Source organism: Coxiella endosymbiont of Dermacentor marginatus (assembly GCF_907164955.1).
GTDB lineage: Bacteria > Pseudomonadota > Gammaproteobacteria > Coxiellales > Coxiellaceae > Coxiella.
Map to the genome: position 1 here is coordinate 562,444 of NZ_OU015521.1, position 26,516 is coordinate 588,959.

Below are 26,516 nucleotides of genomic sequence, written 5' to 3' on the forward strand. Positions count from 1 at the left end.
AAGATGTTTGTCAATAGGATAAGCCTGCGATATCCTTACCCACCTTGCTCTCAAAAACAGAAGAGCTCTATGAGTCATAAGTTACTTAAATCTACATTAATTGTTTCCAGTATGACGCTTATTTCTCGTTTTTTGGGGTTCATGCGAGACATAATACTTGCTGCGTTTTTTGGTGCGAGTCCTTCTTTTGATGCCTTTTTAGTTGCATTCAAAATCCCTAATTTCATACGTCGATTGTTTGGCGAAGGGGCTTTTACCCAAGCTTTTGTACCCGTATTAACGGAATATCAGGCTCATCGTTCGCAAAAAGAAGTCCATCAGTTTATCAATGCACTTGCTGGAAGTGTGAGTGTGATTTTGATAGTTATTGTTGCTCTTACTGAAATTATTGCTCCTTTGATCATTATGGTGTTTACACCCGGGTTCGTACGTGATCCTGTCCGTTTAACTTATGCTATTCATATGCTGCGAATCACCTCTCCCTATTTATTATTAATTGCTTTAACTGCCTTTTCGGGAGCTACATTGAATACTTTTAATCGATTCGCCATACCAGCCTTTACTCCAGCATTATTAAATGCTGCTATGATCGCGGTAGTGTGGTTTTTAGCACCTTATGTCTCAATTCCTATTTATGTTTTAGCTTGGAGTGTACTAATCGGTGGTTTTTTGCAATTGGTAACTCAACTTCCTTTTTTATATCATTTAGGATTTCTACCTATTCCCAAATGGAAATGGCGCGATCCTGGAGTAGTTCGGGTTTTAAAATTAATGATACCGGCATTATTTGGTGTTTCTATTGCACAAATTAGTTTATTAATTGATAATTTTTTTGCTTCCTTTTTAGCAGCTGGCAGTATTTCGTGGTTGTATTATTCTGATCGATTAACATATTTACCTTTAGGTGTTATTGGTGCTACGTTAGCGACCGTAGTGTTACCTAGTTTATCACGATATCATAGCTTAAAGTCTACAAGTGCTTATTCGGCTACACTTGATTGGGCTTTAAGAATGACAGTACTAATTGGTATTCCTTCTGCTGTAGCTTTGTTTATCCTAGCAGGTCCTTTGTTAGCAACTTTGATTTATCACGGTGCTTTTATGGCACACGATGTTCTTATGACTCAAAGAAGTCTGTGGGCATTTTCAGTAGGTTTGCCAGGTTTTATGCTTGTTAAAATTTTAGCATCTGCTTTTTATTCCAGTCAGAATATAAAAACCCCAGTGAAAATCGCGATAGTGGCGGTTGGAGCTAATCTTGTTTTAAACGTGCTCCTGATTCATCCATTCGCCTATATAGGGCTTGCTTTGGCCACTTCGTTGGCCTCCACTTTTAACGCAGGACTTCTTTTATATGTTTTATTGCGACGTTCGATTTGTAGGCTATCCTCAAACTGGTCAAAATTAATTTTTCAATCAGCAGTAGCTAATTTTATGATGGGTTTTGTCGTTGTTCGGTTTTCAGGAGATATGGGACGATGGCTGGCCTGGTCTGCGAGAGAACGAATTTGGCATTTGTTAGCTGTAATTTTATTGGGATTTTTTACTTATTTAGCAGCGTTGTGGATTTTAGGATTGAGACTTTCTGATCTGCGGCCTTCGATTACAATTGATTAACATCATGAAATTAATACGCGGTAGATACCCTATAAAAAAAAAATTAGGTAGTTATTGCGTTGCCACTTTAGGGAACTTTGATGGCATGCATTTAGGTCATCAATCTCTCTTTAAAAAATTAAAATCCTTAGGGCAAGAACTAAATCTACCCACAGTAATTATCGTGTTTGAACCTCAACCTAAAGAATTTTTTTCAGAGAATCAACCAGGTTCGCGATTAATGTGCTTTCGCGAAAAATGGGACTCATTTCAAGCATGGGAAGTCGACTTCCTTATATGTCTTCGCTTTAATCAAGCATTAGCAAATTTACCTCCTGAAAATTTTGTTAAAGAAATTTTAGTCGATCAACTTGGAATAGAAGGTATTGTCGTGGGAGATGACTGTCGATTTGGAGCCAAACGCGCAGGTAATTATCAGTTACTTAAAAAATTAGGAAAACGTTATTGTTTCAAAGCTATAGAAATGGCTCCAGTTCTCTATAAATACCAAAGAATTAGTAGCACTCGGATACGCCGTGCTTTGGAAAAGGGAAATTTGAATTTGGTGCGTAGTTTATTAGGTCGTCCTTATTGGCTCTGTGGCAAGGTTCTTACTGGTGAAAAACTTGGGCGCAAATTAGGTTTTCCGACAGCTAATATTAATTTGCATAGAAATAAAGTATCATTAACTGGTATTTTTGTAATCCGCGCTTATTTAGAGAACGAAGTTTTTCAAGGGGTAGCTAGTTTAGGAGTACGTCCTACTTTTGGAGGCACTAGAATATTATTAGAAGTGTATCTTTTTAATTTCTCTCGCAATATTTATGGCTGTTATTTACGAGTTGAGTTTTTATATAAATTACGATCTGAAAAATGTTTCGTCTCGGTAGGCGATTTAGTGAAGCAGATGCATCAGGACGTATTAGAAGCAAAAAATTATTTTTTAACCGAAGATTGCTATTGCCCGAGTTAGAACATTTGTCCAGAATCTCTGATCTCATTTTGATAAATGACGAAAGTTAAACAATCCAGTATGATATTTTCGTTAGAAACTGATAGGAGTGAAAAGACACCTTTGAGAATAGCTAATTACAAAGATATTTTAAATCTTCCACAAACCGACTTTCCTATGCGAGCTAATTTACCTCAGCGGGAGCTGGAAATATTAACCCGTTGGCAAGAATTAGATCTTTACCGAAAAATCCGGGAGACGTGCAATGGGCGACCCAAATTTATTTTACACGACGGACCTCCTTATGCTAACGGTCGTGCACATTTAGGAACCGCTTTCAATAAAATACTCAAAGACATTATTGTGAAATCAAAAACGTTGAGTGGTTTTGATGCACCTTTTATACCAGGTTGGGATTGCCATGGTTTGCCAATTGAACTCAATGTTGAAAAAAATGTGGGTAAAGAAAATTTATCTGCAAATGAGTTTCGCCAGGCTTGTCGTAATTACGCAGTTTCACAAATAGAGCTTCAACTAGAAGATTTCAAACGATTAGGGATAATTGGAGATTGGAAAAATCCTTATTTAACTATGGAATTTCGTTATGAAGCCAATGTCGTTCATGCATTAGCTAAAATTGTAGCAAACGGACATTTAGTGCGTGGGAAAAAACCGGTTCATTGGTGTATAACTTGCGGTTCTGCATTGGCCGAAGCAGAAGTGGAATATCGTGATAAAGCTTCACCCTCTGTTGATGTGGCTTTTGACGTAGTTGATCTTGAAGAGATAAGCCGACGCTTCGATGTTAAAAATGAAAAGATACGTGTAATAGTGCCGATTTGGACGACAACGCCTTGGACATTACCAGTTAATGAAGCGGTTAGTGTCAATTCCGACTTACATTATGCCTTAATAAAGAGTGAACTTCATGATCAGCTCACTTATCTAATATTGGCTAAAGATTTGGTTGACAGTATTATGCAACGCTATCGTATTAACAATTACGAAATACGCAGTAGTTTAAAAGGTGAGAAGCTGGAGGGTTTACAGTTACAACATCCATTTCTTCATCGAACTGTTCCGATTATTTTAGGTGAACACGTCACTATCAAGTCAGGAACAGGAAATGTCCATACAGCACCTGCACATGGATTGGAAGATTATCTTGTTGCAGAAAAATATAATTTGCCGATTAATAATCTCATCGATGCACGAGGTCTTTTTGTTGAAGGAACGTTTTTAGTTGCTGGTCAATCCGTCTTTAAAGCTAATGAGCTTATCATTGCCTTGTTAGCGGATAGCAAACATTTATTACATACTGAAACGATTCAACATAGTTATCCTCATTGTTGGCGTCATAAAACTCCATTAATCTTTCGTGCGACGCCGCAATGGTTTATTAGTATGGACAAAAAAGGGTTGCGTAATCAAGCATTAACAGAAATTGAAAAAGTAAGATGGATTCCTGCTTGGGGACAGGTACGCATTAGAAAAATGATTGCTGACCGTCCGGATTGGTGTATTTCACGACAACGTTTGTGGGGAATTCCGATTCCCTTGTTTGTAGATAAACAATCTGGTAATTTGCATCCAAACACTCCAGACTTAATGGAGAAAGTAGCACAATTAATCGAAAAAAACAGTGTTGATGCTTGGTTTAATTTAGAGAAAAAAACATTATTAGGCGACGAAGCTGAGCGCTATGAGAAAATAACAGATGTGTTAGATATATGGTTTGATTCCGGTGTAACTCATTTTGGTGTTTTAGAAAAGCAATTAGAATTGCATGTACCTGCTGAACTTTACCTAGAAGGTTCAGACCAGCACCGGGGATGGTTTCAATCGTCTTTATTAACTGCTTTGGCAATTCGAAATAAAGCACCTTACAAAACCGTATTGACATACGGTTTTGTGGTTGATAGTCGGGGACGAAAGATGTCCAAGTCTTTAGGAAACGTTATTTTATCGGCTGATGTGGTGAAAAATTTAGGTGCTGATGTGCTGCGATTATGGGCCGCTTCCATGGATTATACTGTCGAAGTGAATGTATCCTCTGAAATTTTAAAGCGCACCTCAGATGCTTATCGACGAATCCGTAATACCGCGCGATTTTTATTATCAAATTTATATGACTTTAATCCTAGAAAAGATATTGTGGCAGCAGAGCAATTAGTTACATTAGATCGATGGGCTATCGTCATAACTCAGCGATTACAAGATAAAATTATAGCTGCTTACGATCAGTATCGGTTTTCTACAATTTATCAAGCAATCCACAATTTTTGCACGGTAAATATGGGCAGTTTTTATTTAGATATTTTGAAAGATCGGCTATATACGAGTAAAAAAACAGGTCTAGCTCGCCGTTCAGCACAAACAGCATTGTACTACATTACGGAAGCTTTCGTGCGTTGGATAGCTCCTATCATCAGTTTCACTGTGGATGAAATTTGGAAATTTATTCCAGGCGATCGTGAAGCATCTGTATTTTTAACCCAATGGTTTTCAGATTTTCCAGTAATTAAACTATGTGAAGAAGAGGATCAAGCATGGCGGGTTTTGTTGCAAATTCGCGATGAGGTTAATAAAGTGTTAGAACACTGCCGTAAAGAGGATAAGATTGGTTCTGCATTGACTGCTGAAGTTTTATTGTATGCTGATAAAAATTTATATTCGGCTCTAGCAAAGTTAGGTGATGAATTACGTTTTGTATTAATTACCTCTGCAGCGAAAGTTTTCCCCATCAAAGAAAAAACTAAAGCGGCTTTTAGTACGAGTCTTCCTGGATTATTTTTAGAAATTCGCATTTTGAAATTCAAAAAGTGTGCTCGTTGCTGGCAATGTCAAAGCAGTGTGGGTCAAATTGAGGGGCATCCCGATTTGTGTGAACGCTGTGTGAATAATGCTTTTGGAAATGGAGAAGAGCGTCGATTTGCTTAAAATAAATACTTACTTCGCTCATAATGTAAAAATTTCTAGCTGAAAAGTAGTGGATTAAAAAGTGAAAACAACTTCGGGGAAAACAGCGTTACTTTGGTTATGGTTGAGTGTTTTTATTATTACGATAGATCAATTAACAAAATATCTAGTGTTTCATTATTTGACATTTGGCAGCACCGTTAAGAATTTTTCTTGGTTAAATTTGACACTAAATTATAATACTGGCGCTGCATTTAGTTTTTTAAGTACTGAAAGTGGTTGGCAAGTCTATTTTTTTTCCCTAATTTCGTTAATAGTTGTTATATTCCTTATAGTATGGTTAAGTAGAACACAACGTTCCGATAAGTGGAGAGCTATTGGGTTTTCATTGATTGTTGGGGGAGCATTAGGTAATTTTATTGATCGGGTTCGCTTAGGATGTGTGATTGATTTTGTGGATTTTCATATTAAGAATTGGCACTATGCCACCTTCAACATTGCTGACAGTGCCATTTGTATGGGAGTCTTTTTATTGATAGTGTTGTGCTAATGTTGTAGTATGACTGTTCTAAATAGCTTTTGCTAACAAGCCATCTTTATTACATCTCGATTTATAGGAGACTTGTCTTATCTAATCGAAAGCTACTAAGGAGTATTTATTTTTTCCCTTATAGTTTTTTTATCAGGTGAGCAAGCCAAAAATAATGGTAGAGTAATAAAAGGAAGATGAGTGAGAAAGACTTAACCATTTAAAATCATTAAGATAATCAAGATAATCATGGAAACGACAAAGTGTAATAAGCTTGCTTATTACACTTTGTGCACTAATCATATGGAGGGAAATTTCATCTGCAATACATATCCTCTAAGTAAATGCTTTAAGTAAATGCTTTAATGACTTGTTATTTTATTAAAAATCGTTATCATCTCTGATCCTAGGACATTCATGGGCCGTTAGCTCAGATGGTAGAGCAGCGGACTTTTAATCCGTTGGTCATAGGTTCAAATCCTATACGGCCCACTACCCCTCCTATACAGTCCACCACCCCGAAAAAGTCCATTTTGGAGGTATGAATTTTTCTTTTTCTATTTCTGGGTACTTTTTGCTTGTATAGGGTACTCTAACAAGTAATCAACAATTTTTGAATTATATAAAATAAAGTTGGAATAGAGATGATGATATAATCAGAATCAATAACTAGAGAAGATAGTTATCTTTCGTATAAGTGAACACAGATGTCCATTCTTTTTGAGTGATTATGGCCGTAGGGATCTCAAGATTTTAAGGTTTCAATTTCTCTCGTTTTCTCTACTTTCTCTTTTGAAGTGGAAAATTATCAATCAATCGGATGTTGCCGATGTGAATTGCTGCGAATCGCCGTCCTTTATAATCTTCAATATAATCAACATCTATTCCCTTTTGAATTAATGCACTTTTGATTTTATCACAGGAAATGGATGAGTGAAAAATCTCAGAAAAGTATTTCGCTAATTGAAATTGCTCTTTTGTCAAACGATTATTCCGTGAACTTAAAGGCAAGCCAAATTCGTTTCGGACAGTCTTACACTCTACAATTTGAGTCTCCAAGAAGAAGGCCTCAGCTAAACCTTTTATGAGTTGAAGTTGTTGATAGTCCTTTTCACCAAAATAACTGCGAGTTGGCCTTATCAAAAGTAATAATTTCATTACAATTGTTAAAACCCCATCGAAATGCCCTGGGCGAAACATTGTTTCTTGATATTGTGATGTAGTGTTAATTATTTTATAGGTGAAATTGTCAGGATAAAGCTCCTCGTAGGAGGGTATCAAAATATAATCAACGCCGCAGTTTTTAGCCAATGTAATATCTTGGTCTTCCGAGCGAGGGTAATTTTTAAAATCATTACGGTCATTGAATTGAGTAGGATTAATAAACAAGCTTAAAATGGTTAACTCATTTTCTTTTTTTGACCGTTGTAATAAGCTTGCATGTCCAACATGCAAGCTACCCATAGTAGGTACAAAACCCGTAGTAATTTCTTTTGGTAAAGTTTTTTTGATTGATAACCAATCAGATACTGTGTTAATTATTTCAGGCATATTTATTTAATAGCAGTGTTTTTCAATACTAGGAAAAGTTGACGTTTTTACTTCTTGATTGAAATCATCTAATGCATTTTTAATAAGTTCAAAGCCATTTAAAAATTTTTTTAAATACTTAGGCTTGAATTGAATATTCATACCTAAAAGATCTTGTAATACGAGAACCTGCCCTGAAGTATGAGGGCCTGCTCCAATACCGATGGTGGGAATAGTGATAAAATTTGTTACTTCTTTGGCTAAAATGTTGGGTATACATTCTAATACGAGGGCAAAACATCCTGCATCTGTTAGTGCTTCAGCATCCTTTTTTAATTTATCGGCTACTGATTGATTTTTACCCTGAACTTTAAAACCACCGATAGCATAGATAGATTGAGGAGTTAACCCAAGATGCCCCACAACGGGAATTCCCGATTTTACAATATGGTGAATTAATTTTAAATTTCCATCAGCGCCTTCTAATTTGATAGCGTTGGCTCCTGATTGCATTATCTTTTCAACGGCTGTCATACTAGCAGTTAAATCTTTCCGATAAGAGCAAAAAGGCATGTCGCCAATGAGAAATTTATTAGGAGCACCTTTTGCTACCGCTTGGATATGCTGTGTCATTATGGTTACAGTTGCTGGAAGAGTGGTTAAATGACCATACATGATCATAGAAAGACTGTCACCTATTAAAATACAATCCACTTGACTTTGTGAGATAATATAAGCAGACCAATAATCATAGCAGGTTACCATGCTAATCTTTTTATTATTTTCTTTCATAAATTGAAAATCATAAATATTCATAGGTATTATCGAAAGTTAAAAATAATGCAATGATGGGAAAAGATTGAGTCGAGCAAATAATTCCGCACAGAACTGTCGCATAAAATTAAGTCCTTTTTTAAATTTGAAAGAGGATAAACTTAAACAGAAGAAAAGGCAAGATGATTTGGTAAACCTCAGAACAGTTTTTTAGATCAGTTTATGGCTTAACGATTCTACAGTAACTAAATTAGGATAGAAGTAGAGATTGGTCAGAAAAAACCAGTGTAGCAAAAAGCTAATCCACAGCGAATAGTTGGAGACTTTAGTAAAATCTTGTTCCTAAGTATTTAAGATGGATTTAAACTGCATCTTCGAAATCGAAGTCACTTAGCAGTGAAAAGCATAATAACCAAATTTCAAACAACCGAACGAAATAATTTTTTTACTTTATACTGACGGATCTTAACAATGATACTGAATAAAATATTAATGTATGATGCTAGTCGCCTACATTAGATAATTACTCGATTTCTTAAAAGAGATCATGTCCTTGGATCTTTGAAAAAAATAAAAAAGTCTCATGAAGAAATTCTATGCAAATCAACAATCTGATCTGGGAAGATACAGAGTCGTGTAGGTTACAAATATGGAAAACAATCTAAACTCTAATAAAGCACAGTCCATACCAGAAAAAGAACAAACATTCCCATACATGAGTTCCTTCACTTCGGTTAGGAAAGAATTATGAAACGTTCCAATGAAGTCGATAAGTATAAAGAAGGATGGTATCGTACTTAGGATGTTGTTTTGATCATTTGAGATGCCATGATAAAACTGATACATATAAATGTAATTCATCTATCGCAATCGTTTAACGATACCATTAAATAATGTGGCAATCATGTTAAAGTAGATCGAAAAGTTCTACGTGGGGTATATATTGATCGTCGAGGATGGGAATGGGTTCGGAAAATTTACTATTACAAAATTGCTCCAACTTTAATTAGTGATTAAGTAATCCAACTAATCTGTATAACTTAAATATGTTAAGTTATAAATTATCGTCATGCTATGAGACTGTGTGTTGGGCGCGTGCTTTGTTTCCTACTTTATTACATATCTTTTTTGCAGGATAACTAAGAAAATCATATAATAAACAAAGCTTATCTTTGTCAGAGTTCAGTAAAAAATGAGAAGGAAAATGATGTGAATATAGCAGGTGATCGCAATCTTACAGATTCTCCTTGTGTTGGTATTTGCAGTGCAGCAGCCTTAGGGGATGAAATTTGTATTGGTTGTAGACGTACTTTTAAGGAAGTTTGTCGATGGAACTTTTTGTCTGATGAAGAAAAGATTGCGATTAATCTTCGTTTAGCTCAAGAATCGGAAAAAAATTATTTTATTAAGGAATAGAAAGCTTAAGCTCTCTGAAAGGACTTGTGTTAATTGTGAAGAACTACAAAAAATTATTCAAAAATTGGAATCATGTTACAGTGATATCCTACTTTTTTAAGGAAAGAAAGATGTTAGAAATAAATACGTTAATTGAAAACCTTGATGATCTCAAGAGCCGTAGTCAGGCATTGCGAGATTATCTTTGACCTTGATACTAAAAGAACACGATTATTAGAGATTCAAAATGAATTAATGAACCCGGCTCTTTGGGAAAATCCCGAAGAGGCACGATCCTTAAATCGTAAACGATCTGAATTAGAAATTCTTGTTCGTCAATGCGATGAGGTTGAACAAAGAATCAACAATACCGTTGAATTAATTTCTCTTTTGAAAGAAGAACAAGATGTTGATTTGAAAAAAGAATTAAATAATGAAATTGAATGCATTGAAAATAAAATTAGGAAGGTGGAATTTCAACGAATGTTTTCCGAAAAAATGGATTCTCGAAATGCTTATTTAGATATTCAAGCGGGCTCAGGCGGAATGGAGGCTCAGGATTGGGCGGAAATGCTTTTGCGCATGTATTTGCGTTGGGGGGATAAACATGGATTCACTACTACTTTAACAGAAGTTTCTCCAGGTGAGGCGGTTGGAATTAAAAGCGCTACTGTAGAGTTTAAAGGAGAGTACGTTTATGGATGGTTACGCACCGAAACAGGTGTTCATCGGCTAGTGCGTAAATCACCTTTTGATTCTGGTAATCGTCGACATACGTCCTTTACTTCTGTATTTATTTCCCCAGAAATAGAAGAAGGTATTGATATCGAAATTAATCCTGCTGAGTTGCGAATTGATACCTATCGTGCCAGCGGTGCTGGTGGTCAGCATGTGAATCGAACGGACTCGGCTGTGCGTATTACCCATATATCAACTGGTATTGTTGTTCAATGTCAGAATGACCGATCGCAACACAAAAATAAAGCTCAGGCAATGAAACAACTTCGAGCAAAGCTCTATGAATTGGAAATAACTAAACAACGTGAGAAACAAGCTGCTCTTGAAGCTTCTAAATCAGAAATTAGTTGGGGAAGTCAAATTCGTTCTTATGTTCTAGATGCATCTCGAATAAAAGATTTGCGAACAGGGATTGAAACGAGTAATGTTCAGGCTGTTTTAGATGGAGATATCGATTTGTTTATTGAAGCATGTTTAAAGAAGAAGAATAATTCATTGGATTCCTAATCCTTTTCAAATACGCTCGTAATTTTTGCTTGTTTAATGGGCAATAAGATGAAATTAAAAGATCAAATCAAAGAAGAAAATGAACAAATTATGCAACGTAAGTTGAAACTTGCTAGATTGCGTAAATTAGGTCAGGCTTATCCCAATGATTTTAAGCGAGACAGTTTAGCGTCTGATTTACATGCCGTTTATAATCAATATACAGAAGAAATTTTAGCGCAAAAGGCTGTGTTTGTTAAAATGGCAGGACGTATGATGACTCGCCGTCTTATGGGAAAAGCCAGTTTTGCCCATATTCAAGATATGACAGGGCGCATGCAAATTTACATTACTCAAGACAATTTGCCAGAAGGTGTTTACTCTGAATTTAAAAATTGGGACCTTGGTGATATTATTGGTGTTGAAGGCGAACTTTTTAAAACAAAAACTAGAGAATTATCTGTTAAAGTTAAAGAAATTCGATTGTTAACTAAAGCATTACGTCCTATGCCAGATAAATTTCATGGACTTCACGATCAAAAACAGCGTTTTCGCCAGCGCTATCTCGATTTAATCGTTAATGAAACGTCTCATCGTTTATTTCAAATGCGTTCGCATATTATGGTACAAATTCGTCGTTTTTTAGATGATCGCGGTTTTATAGAAGTCGAAACGCCTATGATGCATCCTTTAGCAGGAGGTGCAGTTGCATGCCCTTTTGAAACTCACCACAATGCGATGAATATTGATCTATATTTGCGTATCGCTCCCGAATTGTATTTAAAACGGTTAGTGATTGGTGGTTTTGAAAAGGTTTATGAAATTAACCGAAATTTCCGAAATGAAGGAATTTCGACCCGGCATAATCCGGAATTTACCATGTTGGAGTTTTATCAAGCCTATACAACGTATGAAGAAATGATGCTGCTTACTGAAGAGATGATCCGATATTTAGCCGAAAAAATTTTTGGCCGATTTCAGATGATTTATCAAAACGTTGAGATTGATTTGAGTAAACCGTTCCCTCGTTTGTCTTTACGTGAAGCAATCCTAAAATTTAATTCTGAAATAAAAAGCGATCAGATTGATGATTTTAACAAAGCATGTGCCTTAGCTAATCAATATGAAATTGCTATTCCTAAACATTATGGTTTAGGAAAAATTCAAACGGAGTTATTTGAAAAGCTCGTCGAAGCAAAGTTACAACAACCTATTTTTATTACTCATTTCCCTAAAGAAGTATCACCGTTATCCAGAAGCAATGAGGTTAATAATTTTGTTACAGATCGTTTTGAATTTTATATCGGAGGCCGAGAAATTGCGAACGGATTTTCTGAATTAAATGACCCGGAAGATCAAGCAGCTCGTTTTCGTGAACAGTTAAAAGCTCGCGATGCGGGAAATTCGGAAGCAATGAACTTTGACAAAGATTATATTACGGCACTGGAATACGGTCTCCCGCCTACTGGGGGCGAAGGTATCGGTATTGATCGTCTGGTAATGTTTTTTACAGATAGTTCTTCCATCCGAGATGTAATTCTATTTCCTCTATTACGGATTAAAAATGAAAATAGAGCTTAATTATTAAAAATCTGAGATAAATATAAACTTCTTGAGATTTTTAACTTTCTAATTTTTCCGAGACGACGGTAATATTTGTCAATGTAACTTGATTAAAAAGAATGTTGTTATCAGCAGCAGTATCCTGAATGACAATTAATAATTTGTATTCTTTATTTTCTTTTGAAGCTACTTCAACAATAACCCCTACATTTTGATTATTTTGGTTTTTTAATTTATCTCCAGGTGCTGGTAAAATTTGGCAAATAACATTGGCGCGATAAAGATGACGTTTTAATTTTCCAAGGTAGTGCGTACGTGCAATAATCTCTTGACCAATATAACATCCTTTGGTAAAGCTTATAGCTCCCCATTGTTGCAAATTTATCATTTGAGGAATTAAGCTAGCTGTAGTTTGAGGATAAATCCATACTAAACCAATATCGATATTTAGAGTACGCCAAGCATTTTCCTTAATTTCGGTCATGTTGATATCATGCGGAGGTTTAATTGACATTAAATCAGTGACAGCTGCTAATTCTACTTTAGAAAAAACAGCATACTTTTTTAAATGATTAAGAGTAGACGGAACCATCGATTTTGGGAGCAAAAAATAATAATTGCTTTCTTGTCGGAAAATGTAAAAATTCGCAATCGTTCGGCCCTTGTGATCACAGCACGCACTCAGTGATCCTTGAGTCCCCGTGATCTTATATACGTCACAGGTGATTTGACCTTGTAAAAAAGTGGTGGAATTCACGCTACCAATGGTTATAGCTGCGAAGTAATTTAGTGGAATAGTGTAAGTTAGCATAATGTCAAAAAATTATAACATCTCTTGCATTTTAATCCGAAATCATTATTATGCCAGCTCACTGCTGGGCAAAGGTAACCCATCATGAAAACTTCAGTCAATCCATCTACTTGTTGGCAACCTGTGCAAGGCGAACCTCGTATTGCTCTTGCATGGTTTATGTGGGCCGCGACAGCTTTGTTTGTATTATTTCAGTTCTTTTTACAATTGTCCTCAGGTGAGATTGTTGGTGGTTTAATGAAAAGTTTTTCTTTGAGCGCTTTAGGCGGTGGAGTATTGGCTAGCACTTACTATTATATTTACGTAGCTCTGCAAACACCTGCAGGATTATTAATTGATCGTTTTGGGCCACGAAGATTACTTTCTTTAGGATCTTGGGTTTGTGCACTAGGCTGTTTATTATTTGGTTCTGCTCATCTCTTAATCTGGGCGATAATTGGTCGTCTCTTAATGGGTTTGGGTGCTGCTTTCGCTTTTATTGGATCTTTGAATGTTATCGCAAGATGGTTTCCTCCTAAACAATTCGCGTTAATGGCAGCAGTTGCCGAAACGATAGGTATGGGTGGGACTCTTTTAGGCGGCTTTTTTCTTGCAAATTTTGTTCAACGCATGGGTTGGCGTTACTCGATGATTGGAGCTGCAGCTATTGCAGTTGTTATCGGCGGGCTTGTTTGGATTATTGTTCGGGATGCGCCTCCAGGTTTGATTTTAGCTTCTTCTAAGAAGAAGTATCACAGAGTTGGGCAAGATTTCTATTTTCTCATCAAAAAATCCAAAATTTGGTTAAATGGTCTCTATTCAGGGTTGATGTTTTCTATTATTACAGTGTTTGTTGCTCTATGGGCCATTCCCTATATGCAATTAGCCCATCACTTGAGTCTAGTTATGGCCAGTATTGTATGCAACTTGGTTTTTATTGGAGTAGGTTTGGCTGGTCCTGTAGTAGGTTGGTTGGATGGTCGTATTACGGATCGTCGATGGCTTCTCTTGGTCTGTTCTTTAGTTTCAGCAGGGTTAATAACAGTTATTATTTACATGCCTCAATTATCATTGCCCACGGTAATGAGTCTCATGATGTTATTGGGGATTTTTGCTAGCGGATATGTACTTACGTTTGGTATTGCTAACGAAATTGTACCGTCTCATATGCGTGGAACGAGTTTAGGTTTTGTTAATGCACTATCTGTAGGAGCTGCTCCTTTATTACAACCAATTATTGGTTTTGTTTTGCATCTTACAGCTCATTCTGTAACAAATGTTAGAGAATATTATTCTATACATAATTATCAAGAAGCATTAACTTTAATGCCGCTTTTGATTTTAATCGCAGGAATTTTAACAAAATGGATGCCAGTTAGAGGAAAAGAGCAAACCTCTCTAAAATGAATAAAGGTAATAATAAAGTAATAAAAAATTTCTTTGTGAGGAAGATGTGCACACCCTGATTCTGAAAAAGCCAGCAGAGAACCAAAGAGGGCCTTTGATAGCACTATTGTAAATCATCCACAATTCTTCACTCCCCCCCCTAGCAACTGGATGACAGTAGGAATCGTGTTATGAAAACCCGATTCCTACTGGATAAGGTTTTATTCCTAATTTAAGCTAATTCTACATAACTTTGGATTTTTCTTCCCTACAGGGATTTTTCGTAACACTTACAATATTATTTCCTGAAGTAGTAGCCTGAACAGACTAAATCGCCTACCATAGAAATTATATTTTCTCTTTAATTCTTGCTTTACGACCGTGTAAATTGCGCAAATAATAAAGCTTTGCGCGTCGTACATTACCTCGGCGTTTTACATTGATGAAAACGATTAGCGGACTATAAAGTTGGAAAACGCGTTCGACGCCTTCACCATGAGAAACTTTACGGACGGTGAAGGATGAGTTTAAACCACGACTGCGACGAGCAATCACTACTCCTTCAAAAGCTTGAAGCCGTTCCCGATTACCTTCTTTTACTTTAACTTGCACAATTACGCTGTCTCCAGCGCGAAAATCAGGAATTTTTTTACCTTGAACTTGTTCTTGTTCCAGAGTTTGGATAATCGCATTCACAGTGACTCCTCAATAAATTTTTCGAGCAATCGTTGCTCATTTTCACTTAGATTACGTCTTTTTATCAGATCTTGACGCCTTTGCCAAGTCCTACCGAGTGCTTGTTCAAGTCGCCAACAAGCTATTGCTGAATGATCACCACTGAGCAGTATCTCAGGAACCGAACGATTAGCTATCTTTTCTGGGCGCGTATATTGAGGGAAATTTAATAATCCGGAGGTAAATGAATCCTGGGCAGCAGAATTTACATGTCCTAAAACTCCTGGCAGAAGTCGGGTCAAAGCATCAATCAGAATCATAGCTGGTAATTCTCCACCGCTAACAATATAATCTCCAATGGACCATTCTTCATCTACTTCGGCCTCAATTAAGCGTTCGTCAACTCCTTCGTAACGACCTACTAGAAGGATAATAGGCCTTAAATCCTGCACTTTTTTCTTTATAACTTTCTGAGTCAATAATTTACCTTGTGGAGAAAGATAGATGACTTTAGTATTTTTTCCTAATTTTTCTTTAGCTGCCTTTATAGCAGCAGTTAGAGGTTCAAATTTCATAACCATACCAGGACCTCCACCATAAGGTCGATCGTCCACGCTGCAATGAATATCGGCAGTATAATCGCGTGGATTCCAAAAATTCAGTGTCAAAAGTTTGTGTCTAAGAGCGCGCCCAATTACACCGTACTTAAGCGCTTCGAACATTTTTGGGAAGAGAGTAATAATACCGATGATTAATTGCTTGTTAAGGGTTGGCATTTCAATCTACAACCATAATTTTTATACATTAACTGATTTAACTACACGCTTAATTACATAAGAGATATTGAAGAATTAATCGTGATTTTGATGTTCTCGGTTGAATCCCGGTAGGATATCATTTAGATTCTGTTTTAAGCAAGAATTCCATTGCTCCTAATTCAACCTGTAGTAATTCAAAATCTCATTTAATCTATACCAGATAAAGAGACCAAAAGGTTTACTAAGTTTAATAAAGTAATTTTAATTTTCGGTGGGAAGTTGCTTTTAGTGAGTAAATCACTCTTATTCAACAACATCGAATTCATTATAGAATTTAAATTTAGAATTTCGTGCTAATTACTCTGCTCGATGAAACCCTGTTAAGCTCGCCTTTAACGTGGACTACCTTTTAACTTCTTCCGGTAATTTTTCAAGTTGTTTGATAAGATACTTTACTCGTAAGGATGTTGAAGCACCCTGTCTTAGCCAATAGAAAACACGGTCTTTTACAATCCGTAATCGTACATCATACCCTCGAGCCATAGGATTATAATAGCCCACTTTTTCGATAAATCGACCATCACGCGGCATACGCCCATCAGCTACCACGATGTGATAGAATGGGTTTTTTTTACTGCCTCTACGGGCAAGACGAATAACTACCATGCAATTGCCTGTGTTCACTGAAGGTTAAATATTCTATGCGAATTGATAGCAGAATGCAAGTACTAAGAGAAACTTAGCTCGGTTAATTAAGTTTTTTACCTCAATCTTCCCAAAATTATAATTAAGACTGGATAAATCGCGTGGTTATTTTGAGAAATTAAAAATCCAGAAAGTGCTCTTATCACTCCAGCTTGGTAATAAACTGGGTATATTATCTGATAATTGGCCTTATATTTGTTTGGATATATCTTATCATCTTATCGCCCTTCATACGTTTCACCACTTTCTGCATTTGAGTGAACTGTTTGAGTAGCTTGTTAACGTCTTGCAGGGTAGTTCCCGAACCTCCTGAAATACGTCGTTTGCGAGAGCCATTAATTAAAGTAGGAAAACGTCGTTCATTCCGTGTCATCGACTGAATGATAGCTTGCATTTTAATTAATAATTTGTCATCCATGAAAGCCGCTGCTTCTTTAGATAATTTCCCCATTCCCGGCAGCTTTCTAAATAAAGATTGCATACCACCCATTTTTTTTATCTGATGCAGTTGCATTAAAAAATCTTCAAAATCAAAAGGTTTGCCTTTTTTAAGCTTTCTAGAAATTTTTTCAACATGTTTTTGGTTAACTTTGCGCTTCGCTTCTTCGACCAGGCTAATAATATCACCCATACCTAAAATACGAGAAGCCATTCGATCAGGGTGGAAAGGCTCTAAGGCTTCAATTTTTTCTCCTACGCCTATGAATTTAATTGGTTGTTGAGTGATCATCCGCATAGAGAGTGCAGCACCGCCCCGAGCATCACCGTCAATCTTTGTTAAAATTATGCCTGTTAATGGTAATTCTGCATTAAATGACTTTGCTACATTCACTGCATCTTGACCTATCATACTGTCAACAACGAGCAAAAGTTCCGTAGGATTGACTGTATTGTTAATAGCCCGCATCTCTTCCATCAATTCATTATCTAAATGGAGACAACCTGCTGTATCGATAAGTAAAACATCTACAAATTGCTTATTAGCGTGAATCAAAGCTCTTTCAGCAATATCAATGGGTTTCTGATTAGTCCATGATGGGAAAAAATGGACATTAATTTGTCCTGCTAATATTTCCAATTGTGTTATTGCTGCGGGACGATAAATGTCAGCTGAGGTAACCATTACGGATTTTTCTTCTATCTCTTGTAGCCATCGTGCCAATTTAATGACAGTGGTAGTTTTACCGGAACCCTGAGGGCCAGCCACAACAATAACAATCGGGGGTTTAGCATTAAGATTAATTTCTGCTTTTTCATTACCAAGAATATAAATTAATTCATCTTGGACAACTTTGATAAGTGCATCGCCCGGCCGTACATTACCAACTACTTCCTGACCGAGCGCTTTTTTGCGTATGTGATTAATAAAGTCATTAAAGACGGGCAAAGCAACATCTGCTTCTAATAAAGCAGCACGAATTTCTTTGAGCGTAGATTGGATATTTTCTTCCGTAAGACGACCCAATCCTCGTAGTTTATTAATAGTTGTTGTTAAACGATCACTTAAAATATTAAACATAAAACGAGTATACTATTACAACATGTTCAATTCTGCGCATTAAGTAATGTATTATTCCATTTTGATTGTCTGCATGTTTACTTTAAATTAGTGTTTATTTTAATTATGTTTCTCTGTCGTTCAGCTTCTAAGGCAGCATTAAATCTTTATGCATTAGATCCCACAGTATCTCAGTTATAATTTCAGATGTATGGATAATCTCCTTGGTTTTCAAGCTCGAGAAATTTTTTAGGGCACTACAAAAAAGATTTTTTTATACTACATAAAGTGGAATTTTTTCTTTTGAGCATTTTATTTAGTTTCCAGTATTTATTTCTTTTACTACGAGTTTTAGTATAGCATTTTTTATAGTGGAAACCATCTTAATATATCTATACTAGTCATTTTTTCCCGTTCTTTTGATTGGATATGGATGTATTACTTTTAGTAGCCAATTAATTGCATTCAGTGACTTTCTTGAGAGATTTCAGGTTCTCAACAATTCAGGGCATTAAAACTATATATAAAGAATATAACTCTCTTGATTTTTCTAGAGAACTTTGTGAACATGGTCAAATATTTTAACTTACTTATAGATATTTAATATCTGGTATATTCTCTATCTTGAATTAATTTTCAATAACAGCTTTTTTAGCTTAGAACGACTAGTGATAACTTTATTATTAGTCGTTCTCTTTTGAATTATTTGAGTATATAAAGTTATCGAATAGATTGAGTGCGCAAGTTTTATAACAGCTACATCCGATTAATTAGCATTATTTTAACAATGCTTTATTTAGGAATATTTTAGCTTTGATGATTACCATCATTATCACTATTTACTTTTGGGAAATTTGGGCATTATCATTACTTAAGATAGTAATTTTAACTTTCATTAATTTTAATATTTGCAGAAGCTAAATCCAAAATTATCTACTTATCTTATCCCTTATTAGTTTGTTATTCTCTTTCTACTTTTCCTATTGCATTACCTCTTAAAATTTTTACTTTATAATTCTTTATCTCTTTATTTAGAAGAAAATATTAATGATGTCATTGAAATGTTAAACATATGTCTGTTAATACGCGCCTTATTTTTCAGAATTAGCTGACTTAAGACAAATTGGTGAGTATAAAGATAGAGGTTTGTTTTATTCCATTACTTATTATTAGTCACCAATTATTTAATTTCCGAAAAAATAAAATAATAGGTATTTTAAAAGAAATTATAAAAAAATTTTTATTTAATTGATGCTAATCGCTAGTCCTATCTATTGATCCTTAATAATTAATTTATTAAGTGAAAAGCGAAAGTTTAAACAGATGGGCGACTAATACGTGCAATTTAAATTGCCTCATACGGTAAAATTTATTCATAGCATGATCAAAAAAATTAAGCGGTCTTATTTTTTATCGAGTGTTTAAAAAACATCCCTTCTGTTGAGAGTTGCTTGTAGTTTACTCCAGTATCGTATAGAAGTTGTTAAAATAAATCGGAATGCTATCCTGCTTGATTTAGAGCATGGTCAGCTAGTTGAATAAATGATTTTATTTAGAGCTACTGACGTCCTAAACGTCATAGATTTTATTAAATTTTTATTGTCTTTGATCCCTCTTACTTAGGGAACACCAACTATCGATTATTAAATTACTTTATTTATTATTAGTTATTTTAACCTGTTTCTTAAACGCTGAACACTTCTACACAAATAAGACCAAACGATATTTTTATAAGTTGCAAACGATCCTTGGAATTAATTGTAAATCATCTAAGAATTAAATACCAACAATCCATTGATAGATGATAAACATCCATTCTGGTACCAGCTAATAATGGAGATAGCTTAAAGCTTATTATTTATTACTATCCTAAGTTTACTCTTTTTTAGATAATAAGATACTTTTATTTTGTCTAATTTTTCGGACTTAAACTATTGTGAGCTTTTTAATCAAGTGAAGCAATTTTTTATCTAAACATGCTAAAGTGTGTGCTTATCGAAAATTTAGTAAGGTTTAAAAATTCATGATGCGAGTTATTTTGTTAGGTCTTCCTGGAGCGGGTAAGGGAACACAAGCAGAATTTATTGCCAAAAAATTGGGTATATTTAAAATATCGACAGGAGATACGTTACGCGCTTCTATCAAAGCAAGAGCACCCTTAGGACTTGCAGTAAAAAAAGCAATGAAAGAAGGGGAACTAGTTTCAGATGAAATTATGATTGCGTTGATAAAAGAATGTATAAATCTACCTGATTGTCGAGAAGGCTATTTATTAGATGGGTTTCCACGTAACACAGAGCAAGCGGAAGCATTACGCACACAAAAAGTTAAAATTGATCTGGTAGTCGATATCGATGTCCCAGAAAAAGAAGTTATTGAACGTATGACGGGTCGATTGATCCATCTTGCTTCTGGGCGAACTTACCACCGGCGATACAATCCTCCAAAAACACTCGATAAAGATGATATAACAGGAGAACCCTTAATACAACGAACTGATGATCGTGAAGAAACGGTTCGAAAACGCTTAGCCGTTTATAAACAACAAACTAGTCCTCTTAGCCAATATTATTCAACATGGGAAAAATCGGGCGATTCTCAAGCACCTTATTATTATCGTGTATCTGGTCTTGGAACTATAGAGGAAGTGCAAGAGCAAATTTTAAAAGTATTGGGATGTTGTTAATTAAAGTGTTAGGGTTGTTAGATAGCTGTGCATTCGCTAATCGCATGGGTATTATTCAGGATAATTACAAAGTATTACATTTTTAAAATTTTGCAATAGAGGTAGTAATTCATTGGAAGAAGTTGGTTTGGAAGTTGATTTTTGATCAGAAAACAGACTGGAAATCGTTTTTAAATAGAATCTGGTTGCTGTTTTATGAGGATGTTGACCCATCTCTCTCGCGCTCTTAGAAGGGGGGGGGTTAAAATAGTTGTTAATTGACTGCAATCACCGAAGTTTTATTTTTCTTAAAAACTATATATTATCTTTATTCATACTAACTTTATAGACTGTTTCACTAGGAATGACTCTCATCCTCTTTCCTATTCAATTTTACAATCTCTGGTTTCGGTGCGTAATTTTTTAGCTGTAGCTGTGCTTTTTCAGGCTGTATCCTTTCGAAGTTTGGCGATTTTACGAAAAACGCCTTTGCTTTTGTTAATTTCTTTTGTGTAGCACGAAACTTCTCATACCTTTTTCAGGAACTCTTTCGTGAAACTTTATTAATTTAGATAATAAAAAGATAATTATATTTACATAAAAAACCAATAGGTTTTGAGAAGTAAGTAGATTTTTATGATTTTAATAGAAAAATCAGATGAAAGTGGTAGAATTTTAGTGTTTTAGGGGTTCTTTAATTAAAAGAAGAGGGAAAGGAGAAAGGGAGCAAATTTCAGTTGAGAGCAAAATTAGAGCAAGCAATACCACAATTTTATCGAAGATGGAACATTAAAAGTGGAGCATAATATAATCTTTTCAATTTTTCTTATTTTCGCTGGTGCAGCCGTCTTGTCAACTTTTGCTTTAATGACCCACCAATCGATGTTGGTTGCCTACATGTTGTTAGGGATTTTATTTGGTCCATGGGGATTAAAATTAATTGCTAATATTGACATGCTTCGGACGGTCAGTGATGTTGGAATCATCTTCTTATTGTTTCTTTTAGGCCTTAATTTACCCCCTCAGAAATTGATAACCATGTTTAAAGAAATCACGTGGGTAGCTTTAGTCAGCTCAATCATCTTTGCAATCATAGGGTATCTCGTTTCTTATCTTTTTGGTTACTCGACAGTAGAATGTTTAGTTGTTGGTGGTGCAATGATGTTTTCCAGCACTATTATTGGTATTAAATTGTTGCCTACTACAATTCTACATCATAAACATATCGGGGAGGTAATGATAAGTGTTCTTCTACTGCAGGACTTAATTGCTATTGCAGTTTTATTTTTATTACACGGAGCTTCTTGTCAAGGGAAGGTATTAGTTGATATTGGCTTAGTGGTGTTAGGATTTCCTGCTATTTTAATTTTTGCTTATTTATTTGACCGACTTGTTTTATTTCCTTTATTTTCTAAATTTAATCGGATTAAGGAATATCTCTTTTTATTAGCAATTGGCTGGTGTCTCAGTATGGCTCAATTAGCTTCATTATTGGGTTTATCAGGGGAAGCAGGGGCTTTTATTGCTGGAGTTAGCCTGGCTTCAAGACCTGTATCTGTTTACATTTCTGAAAGTTTAAAGCCGATACGAGACTTCTTCTTGGTTTTGTTTTTCTTCTCCGTAGGGGCTACTTTCGACCTTAATTTTTTATCCGTTGTTATCATTCCAGCATTAATTTTACTTGCTTTACTAATTGGGATAAAGCCTTTGATTTATCAGCTTTTGTTACGTTGGATGGGGGAATCCAAGCAAGTGGCCTGGGAAGTAGGGATACGTTTAGGTCAAGTTAGTGAATTCTCTTTGATTATCGCTTATATGGCCCTTAGTAGCCATATTATTTTAGACAAAGCAGCCTATTTAATTGAGAGTTCTACCATATTATCTTTTATCATTTCTTCGTATTGGGTTGTCATTAAATATCCAACACCTTTAGCAATGTCCGATCGTCTGAGAAGAGATTGAGAATCTATTAAAATTCTGAAAACCGATTGCTATAAACAACAAGATAAGCGAGAATAAGATCCATTTTGGAAGTCAGTAGATAAGGAATAGTAATGATGGCTTTGATCGCTATTTTATTGTGTTTAATCATACAGCGGTGGTTTCGTTTTGACAGCTATATCAGACAATATCATTGGTTTGATGCTTATTTTCGTTGGCTGAAGGAGCAATTTGGGCATTCATTTTTTTGGCACAGCATTAGCGGTGTTGGCATTGTTATTTTTCCTCTGCTTATCATTTATATTCTAATTACTCTTTTTGTCCATTATCTCTTAACGATGGTTGGTTATTATTTTTTAACAGTGATAGTTTTGTGGTATTGTATGGATGCTCGTCTTCTTACTTCAGAAAATGTGGCTCATACAACGATTGGTGAGATTCTGGTTAATGCCTATCGAAATATCTTTGCATTAATTTTTTGGTTGTTAATTCTTGGATCAATAGGAGTGGTCCTTTATACATTAGTAGCAAGTTTAAATCGTCATTTAGAAAATCATTCTCTGAAAAGGGACAGTGGTTTATTCTTGGCGGCAAGTAGAATAGAAGCTATATTAGACTGGATACCTGTGCGATTAACCGGAATTACATTCGCTCTTTTTAGTCATCAGTTCCCATCGACCTTTAAACGATGGTATTTCTCCTACGTACATACTGAGACCACTGCTGTACGTCAGCAGATTATAGAGTATGGATTAACCGCGTTAGGAATCGAAGCAGATCATCCACCACTGTCAGATGAACTAGTAGCTATTGATAAATTAATTAGCCGAGCATTGTTAGTATGGCTTGTAATGATAGCTTTATTTACGTTGGGCTGGATTATTTAAATTATGAAGCAGAAGTCATCATCTATCAAGCAAGGATTTCGATTAAATAAAAATTGGTTTAGCAAGGTGAGATGATGACTGAGAAAAATATGAATTCTCAGGATACCGATCCCGTAGAATCCCAGGAATGGGAAGAAGCGCTTGATTCAGTTGTTAAATATGCAAGCATTGAGCGTGCTCAATTTATTTTGCAAAAATTATGGTTGCATGCCAGAAAAATTGGTGTGTCCGTTCCAGATGGTACTCATACCCCTTATATGAATACAATTTCTTCTAGCGCAGAAGCTAAATTACCGAAGAATGAAGTAAAAATTTTACAGAGTTTAACAAATTATATGCGGTGGAACGCTCTTGCTATGGTAATGCGTGCAGGCCGTAAAAAAATGGGGTTGGGAGGACATCTCTCTAGTTACGCTTCTATAGCAATTTTAGTTGAAGTGGGATTAAATTATTTCTTTCATGCAAATGATCTGGTTTTTTTTCAAGGTCATTCATCGGAAGGAATTTACGCGCGTGCTTTTCTTGAAGGACGGCTAAGCGAAAGTGAATTAGTACATTTTCGTCAAGAAGCATTAACTAAGGGAATTTCTTCCTATCCACATCCCTATTTAATGCCCCATTTCTGGCAATTTCCAACGGTTTCCATGGGTCTTGGACCTTTAATGGCTATTTATCAAGCCCAGTTATTAAAATATTTATATCATCGAGGATTATCTGATACGACGAAGCGGAAAGTATGGGTTTTCTGCGGCGATGGTGAAACAGGTGAGCCTGAAACTTTAGGTGGGTTATTAGTGGCAAGTCGTGAACGCCTTGATAACCTTATTTTTATTATTAATTGTAATTTGCAACGTCTTGATGGGCCTGTTTCAGGTAATGGAAAAATTATTCAAGAATTAGAAGGAATTTTTTACGGAGCAGGGTGGCGAGTAATTAAAGTCATTTGGAACCGTAGTTGGGAACGATTGTTCCAAAAAGATAAATCCGGATTATTGGTAAAATTCTTGAGTGAGATGGTAGACGGAGAATATCAGGCATGTCGTGCAAAAAATGGTGCTTATCTGCGCGAACATTTATTTGGTAGGTATCATGAACTGAAGAAGCTTGTCTCTGATATGAGTGATCATGAGCTAGAACAATTAACAGATGGAGGTCATGATCCCCAAAAGGTTTACGCAGCTTATATGGAGGCATTAAAAGCAACAGGAAAACCAACTGTTTTATTGATAAGTAGCATCAAGGGTTACGGTTATGGTCAAGAGGGAGAATCGCAAAATATTGCTCATAATTTAGAAGAAATTAGCGAAGAAGGTTTAAAGACCTTTCGTGATCGATTCAAATTATCCTTGTCGGATAAGCAATTAAAAGATCTAGCATTTTATAGACTCGATGAAAAAACGCCAGAGTTACAATATTTATATAAGCAGCGTGAAAAATTAGGGGGTCCGTTGCCAAAGCGTGATGGTTCTTATGAGGCTTTGAAAATTCCAGATTTAAGTTTATTCGAACCTCTTTTAAAAGGCACTGGTAATCGTTCGATTTCAACTGGCGCAGCGTTTTCTCGAATTATAGGATTGTTATTAAGGGATAAAAATATCAAAGAACGGATTGTGCCGATCGTAGCTGATGAAGCTCGAACACTCGGATTAGAGGGTTTATTTCGACAAACAGGTATTTATGCAGTAGAGGGGCAAAAGTACACTCCAGAAGATAAAAAAAAATTAGTTTATTATCGTGAACATCAATCAGGGCAAATGTTACAACAAGGCATTTCGGAAGCGGGTGCTATGTCTAGTTGGATTGCTGCCGCAACGTCGTTTGCTAATAATAATTATCTTCTAATTCCCTTTTACGTATATTACGCAATATTTGGTTATCAACGTGTAGGTGATTTAGTTTGGGCTGCTGCGGATATGCAATCGCGAGGTTTCATTTTAGGAGGATTAGCAGGGAGAACAACACTGGCAGGCGAAGGATTACAGCACCAAGATTCCCACAATTTATTGATGTTCAGTATGGTGCCTACTTGCCGAGCGTATGATCCTGCTTTCAGTTATGAGCTGGCTGTAATTATTCAAGATGGTTTACGTCGGATGTATCAAGACAAAGAAAATGTGTTCTATTACATCACCCTCATGAATGAGAATTATCCGCATCCGCCGATGCCTAAAGGAGTTGAAAAAGGGATTATTAAGGGCATGTCTTTATTTAGAGAAAGCAATAAAACATCATCCAGATATGTTCAATTATTGGGATCTGGGGCTATTTTACAAGAAGTTATTGCAGCTGCTGAAATTTTAGAACGGCAATTTAATATAGGTGCAGATATTTGGAGTGTTCCTGGATTTAATTTATTGCGTCATGATATCGAATCTGTAGATCGCTATAATCGTTTACATCCTGAAGATGCTCCTAAAAAGAGTTATGTAGAAGAATGTCTTGGTGATCGAAAAGGCCCAGTGATTGCCACCACAGATTATATGAAATTACAAGCAAATCAAATTCGCCAGGCAATTAAAAAACCTTATTATGTATTAGGAACTGATGGGTTTGGTCGTAGTGATACACGATCTGTTTTGCGAGATTTTTTTGAAGTAGATGCTAAAATGATCGCGTACACAGCATTAAAGGCTTTAGCAGATCAAGATGAATTTGAAAAAGATCAGCTCATAAAAGCCATACAAACACTAGGTATTGATCCAAATCGACCTGATCCATGGACAAGATAA

The 26,516-nt window shown here is 35.7% G+C and carries 19 protein-coding genes and 1 tRNA gene; 13 read left to right on the plus strand and 7 right to left on the minus strand.

Annotated features, from left to right (window positions below; translation table 11 throughout):
* Positions 1 to 69 precede the first annotated feature (69 nt).
* From murJ to ONG85_RS02235, 5 genes are all read left to right on the plus strand, one after another.
* Entirely contained in the window at positions 70 to 1,617 is a 1,548-nt protein-coding gene (gene murJ / locus ONG85_RS02215; protein ID WP_264435315.1) for a murein biosynthesis integral membrane protein MurJ, read from the plus strand.
* Positions 1,618 to 1,621: 4 nt separating this feature from the next.
* Complete coding sequence (gene ribF, locus ONG85_RS02220) at positions 1,622 to 2,569, plus strand: bifunctional riboflavin kinase/FAD synthetase (RefSeq protein ID WP_264435316.1); 948 nt, start codon at positions 1,622 to 1,624, stop codon at positions 2,567 to 2,569.
* Positions 2,570 to 2,677: 108 nt separating this feature from the next.
* On the plus strand, positions 2,678 to 5,488 hold the full coding sequence (gene ileS / locus ONG85_RS02225; RefSeq protein WP_264435881.1) for an isoleucine--tRNA ligase: 2,811 nt from the start codon (positions 2,678 to 2,680) through the stop codon (positions 5,486 to 5,488).
* 61 nt (positions 5,489 to 5,549) lie between these two features.
* Positions 5,550 to 6,017, plus strand: coding sequence for a signal peptidase II (lspA, locus tag ONG85_RS02230; RefSeq protein WP_264435317.1), 468 nt, complete (start codon positions 5,550 to 5,552; stop codon positions 6,015 to 6,017).
* Positions 6,018 to 6,415: 398 nt separating this feature from the next.
* A tRNA-Lys gene (locus ONG85_RS02235) sits at positions 6,416 to 6,488 on the plus strand.
* Positions 6,489 to 6,776: 288 nt separating this feature from the next.
* On the opposite strand, the gene ONG85_RS02240 is transcribed toward ONG85_RS02235, so the two are convergent.
* Both ONG85_RS02240 and panB read right to left on the minus strand, forming a co-directional pair.
* Positions 6,777 to 7,547, minus strand: a complete 771-nt coding sequence (locus ONG85_RS02240) for a pantoate--beta-alanine ligase (RefSeq protein WP_264435318.1) — start codon at positions 7,545 to 7,547, stop codon at positions 6,777 to 6,779.
* Between the two features lie 6 nt (positions 7,548 to 7,553).
* A complete protein-coding gene (gene panB / locus ONG85_RS02245) occupies positions 7,554 to 8,351 on the minus strand; it encodes a 3-methyl-2-oxobutanoate hydroxymethyltransferase (RefSeq protein ID WP_264435882.1) in 798 nt (265 codons plus the stop codon).
* A gap of 1,158 nt (positions 8,352 to 9,509) precedes the next feature.
* Between panB and ONG85_RS02250 the strand changes: the two genes are divergently transcribed.
* From ONG85_RS02250 to lysS, 3 genes are all read left to right on the plus strand, one after another.
* On the plus strand, positions 9,510 to 9,716 hold the full coding sequence (locus ONG85_RS02250) for a DUF1289 domain-containing protein (protein WP_264435319.1): 207 nt from the start codon (positions 9,510 to 9,512) through the stop codon (positions 9,714 to 9,716).
* Positions 9,717 to 9,826: 110 nt separating this feature from the next.
* Positions 9,827 to 10,940, plus strand: a protein-coding gene (gene prfB / locus ONG85_RS02255; RefSeq protein WP_264435320.1) for a peptide chain release factor 2 whose coding sequence is annotated in 2 segments (ribosomal slippage) — positions 9,827 to 9,901 and positions 9,903 to 10,940 — 1,113 coding nt in all. Because the reading frame shifts where the segments join, the coding sequence is not laid out codon by codon here.
* Positions 10,941 to 10,988: 48 nt separating this feature from the next.
* The gene (gene lysS / locus ONG85_RS02260) at positions 10,989 to 12,500 is read left to right on the plus strand and encodes a lysine--tRNA ligase (protein WP_264435321.1); all 1,512 of its coding nucleotides are present in this window, start codon (positions 10,989 to 10,991) and stop codon (positions 12,498 to 12,500) included.
* Positions 12,501 to 12,540: 40 nt separating this feature from the next.
* Here lysS and ygfZ read toward each other — a convergent pair whose 3' ends face one another.
* Positions 12,541 to 13,239 (minus strand): CAF17-like 4Fe-4S cluster assembly/insertion protein YgfZ, encoded by a 699-nt coding sequence (gene ygfZ / locus ONG85_RS02265; RefSeq protein WP_264435322.1) that lies wholly within the window; start codon positions 13,237 to 13,239, stop codon positions 12,541 to 12,543.
* Positions 13,240 to 13,377: 138 nt separating this feature from the next.
* Here ygfZ and ONG85_RS02270 point away from each other — a divergent pair, with 138 nt between their 5' ends.
* Positions 13,378 to 14,679: an MFS transporter gene (locus tag ONG85_RS02270; RefSeq protein WP_264435323.1), complete on the plus strand. Its 1,302-nt coding sequence runs from the start codon at positions 13,378 to 13,380 to the stop codon at positions 14,677 to 14,679.
* Positions 14,680 to 15,006: 327 nt separating this feature from the next.
* Here the strand turns inward: ONG85_RS02270 and rplS are convergent, their stop codons facing one another.
* The 4 genes from rplS to ffh form a co-directional block, all read right to left on the minus strand.
* Positions 15,007 to 15,354 carry a 50S ribosomal protein L19 gene (gene rplS, locus ONG85_RS02275; protein WP_264435324.1) on the minus strand — a complete coding sequence of 116 codons (348 nt, stop codon included), beginning with the start codon at positions 15,352 to 15,354 and terminating at the stop codon, positions 15,007 to 15,009.
* The gene (trmD, locus tag ONG85_RS02280) at positions 15,351 to 16,109 is read right to left on the minus strand and encodes a tRNA (guanosine(37)-N1)-methyltransferase TrmD (RefSeq protein WP_264435325.1); all 759 of its coding nucleotides are present in this window, start codon (positions 16,107 to 16,109) and stop codon (positions 15,351 to 15,353) included. Before trmD ends, rplS begins: the two co-directional genes overlap by 4 nt.
* 384 nt (positions 16,110 to 16,493) lie before the next feature.
* The gene (gene rpsP, locus ONG85_RS02285; RefSeq protein ID WP_264435326.1) at positions 16,494 to 16,757 is read right to left on the minus strand and encodes a 30S ribosomal protein S16; all 264 of its coding nucleotides are present in this window, start codon (positions 16,755 to 16,757) and stop codon (positions 16,494 to 16,496) included.
* 211 nt (positions 16,758 to 16,968) lie between these two features.
* Complete coding sequence (ffh, locus tag ONG85_RS02290; RefSeq protein ID WP_406566704.1) at positions 16,969 to 18,315, minus strand: signal recognition particle protein; 1,347 nt, start codon at positions 18,313 to 18,315, stop codon at positions 16,969 to 16,971.
* Between the two features lie 2,005 nt (positions 18,316 to 20,320).
* Between ffh and adk the strand changes: the two genes are divergently transcribed.
* From adk to aceE, 4 genes are all read left to right on the plus strand, one after another.
* On the plus strand, positions 20,321 to 20,980 hold the full coding sequence (gene adk / locus ONG85_RS02295; protein ID WP_264435883.1) for an adenylate kinase: 660 nt from the start codon (positions 20,321 to 20,323) through the stop codon (positions 20,978 to 20,980).
* 774 nt (positions 20,981 to 21,754) lie between these two features.
* Positions 21,755 to 22,921: a cation:proton antiporter gene (locus ONG85_RS02300; protein ID WP_264435327.1), complete on the plus strand. Its 1,167-nt coding sequence runs from the start codon at positions 21,755 to 21,757 to the stop codon at positions 22,919 to 22,921.
* A 92-nt stretch (positions 22,922 to 23,013) separates the two neighbouring features.
* Positions 23,014 to 23,787 (plus strand): regulatory signaling modulator protein AmpE, encoded by a 774-nt coding sequence (gene ampE / locus ONG85_RS02305; protein ID WP_264435328.1) that lies wholly within the window; start codon positions 23,014 to 23,016, stop codon positions 23,785 to 23,787.
* A gap of 74 nt (positions 23,788 to 23,861) precedes the next feature.
* Positions 23,862 to 26,516 (plus strand): pyruvate dehydrogenase (acetyl-transferring), homodimeric type, encoded by a 2,655-nt coding sequence (aceE, locus tag ONG85_RS02310; protein WP_264435329.1) that lies wholly within the window; start codon positions 23,862 to 23,864, stop codon positions 26,514 to 26,516.

Excerpts from the sequence above, each read along its gene's own strand:
- ampE (WP_264435328.1), top strand. The coding sequence starts at position 23,014 with ATGATGGCTTTGATCGCTATTTTATTGTGTTTAATCATACAGCGGTGG.
- lysS (WP_264435321.1), top strand. The coding sequence starts at position 10,989 with ATGAAATTAAAAGATCAAATCAAAGAAGAAAATGAACAAATTATGCAA.
- ONG85_RS02270 (WP_264435323.1), top strand. The coding sequence starts at position 13,378 with ATGAAAACTTCAGTCAATCCATCTACTTGTTGGCAACCTGTGCAAGGC.
- adk (WP_264435883.1), top strand. The coding sequence starts at position 20,321 with ATGCGAGTTATTTTGTTAGGTCTTCCTGGAGCGGGTAAGGGAACACAA.
- aceE (WP_264435329.1), top strand. The coding sequence starts at position 23,862 with ATGACTGAGAAAAATATGAATTCTCAGGATACCGATCCCGTAGAATCC.
- rpsP (WP_264435326.1), bottom strand. The coding sequence starts at position 16,757 with ATGGTAGTTATTCGTCTTGCCCGTAGAGGCAGTAAAAAAAACCCATTC.
- trmD (WP_264435325.1), bottom strand. The coding sequence starts at position 16,109 with ATGCCAACCCTTAACAAGCAATTAATCATCGGTATTATTACTCTCTTC.
- murJ (WP_264435315.1), top strand. The coding sequence starts at position 70 with ATGAGTCATAAGTTACTTAAATCTACATTAATTGTTTCCAGTATGACG.
- ffh (WP_406566704.1), bottom strand. The coding sequence starts at position 18,315 with ATGTTTAATATTTTAAGTGATCGTTTAACAACAACTATTAATAAACTA.
- ribF (WP_264435316.1), top strand. The coding sequence starts at position 1,622 with ATGAAATTAATACGCGGTAGATACCCTATAAAAAAAAAATTAGGTAGT.
- ONG85_RS02240 (WP_264435318.1), bottom strand. The coding sequence starts at position 7,547 with ATGCCTGAAATAATTAACACAGTATCTGATTGGTTATCAATCAAAAAA.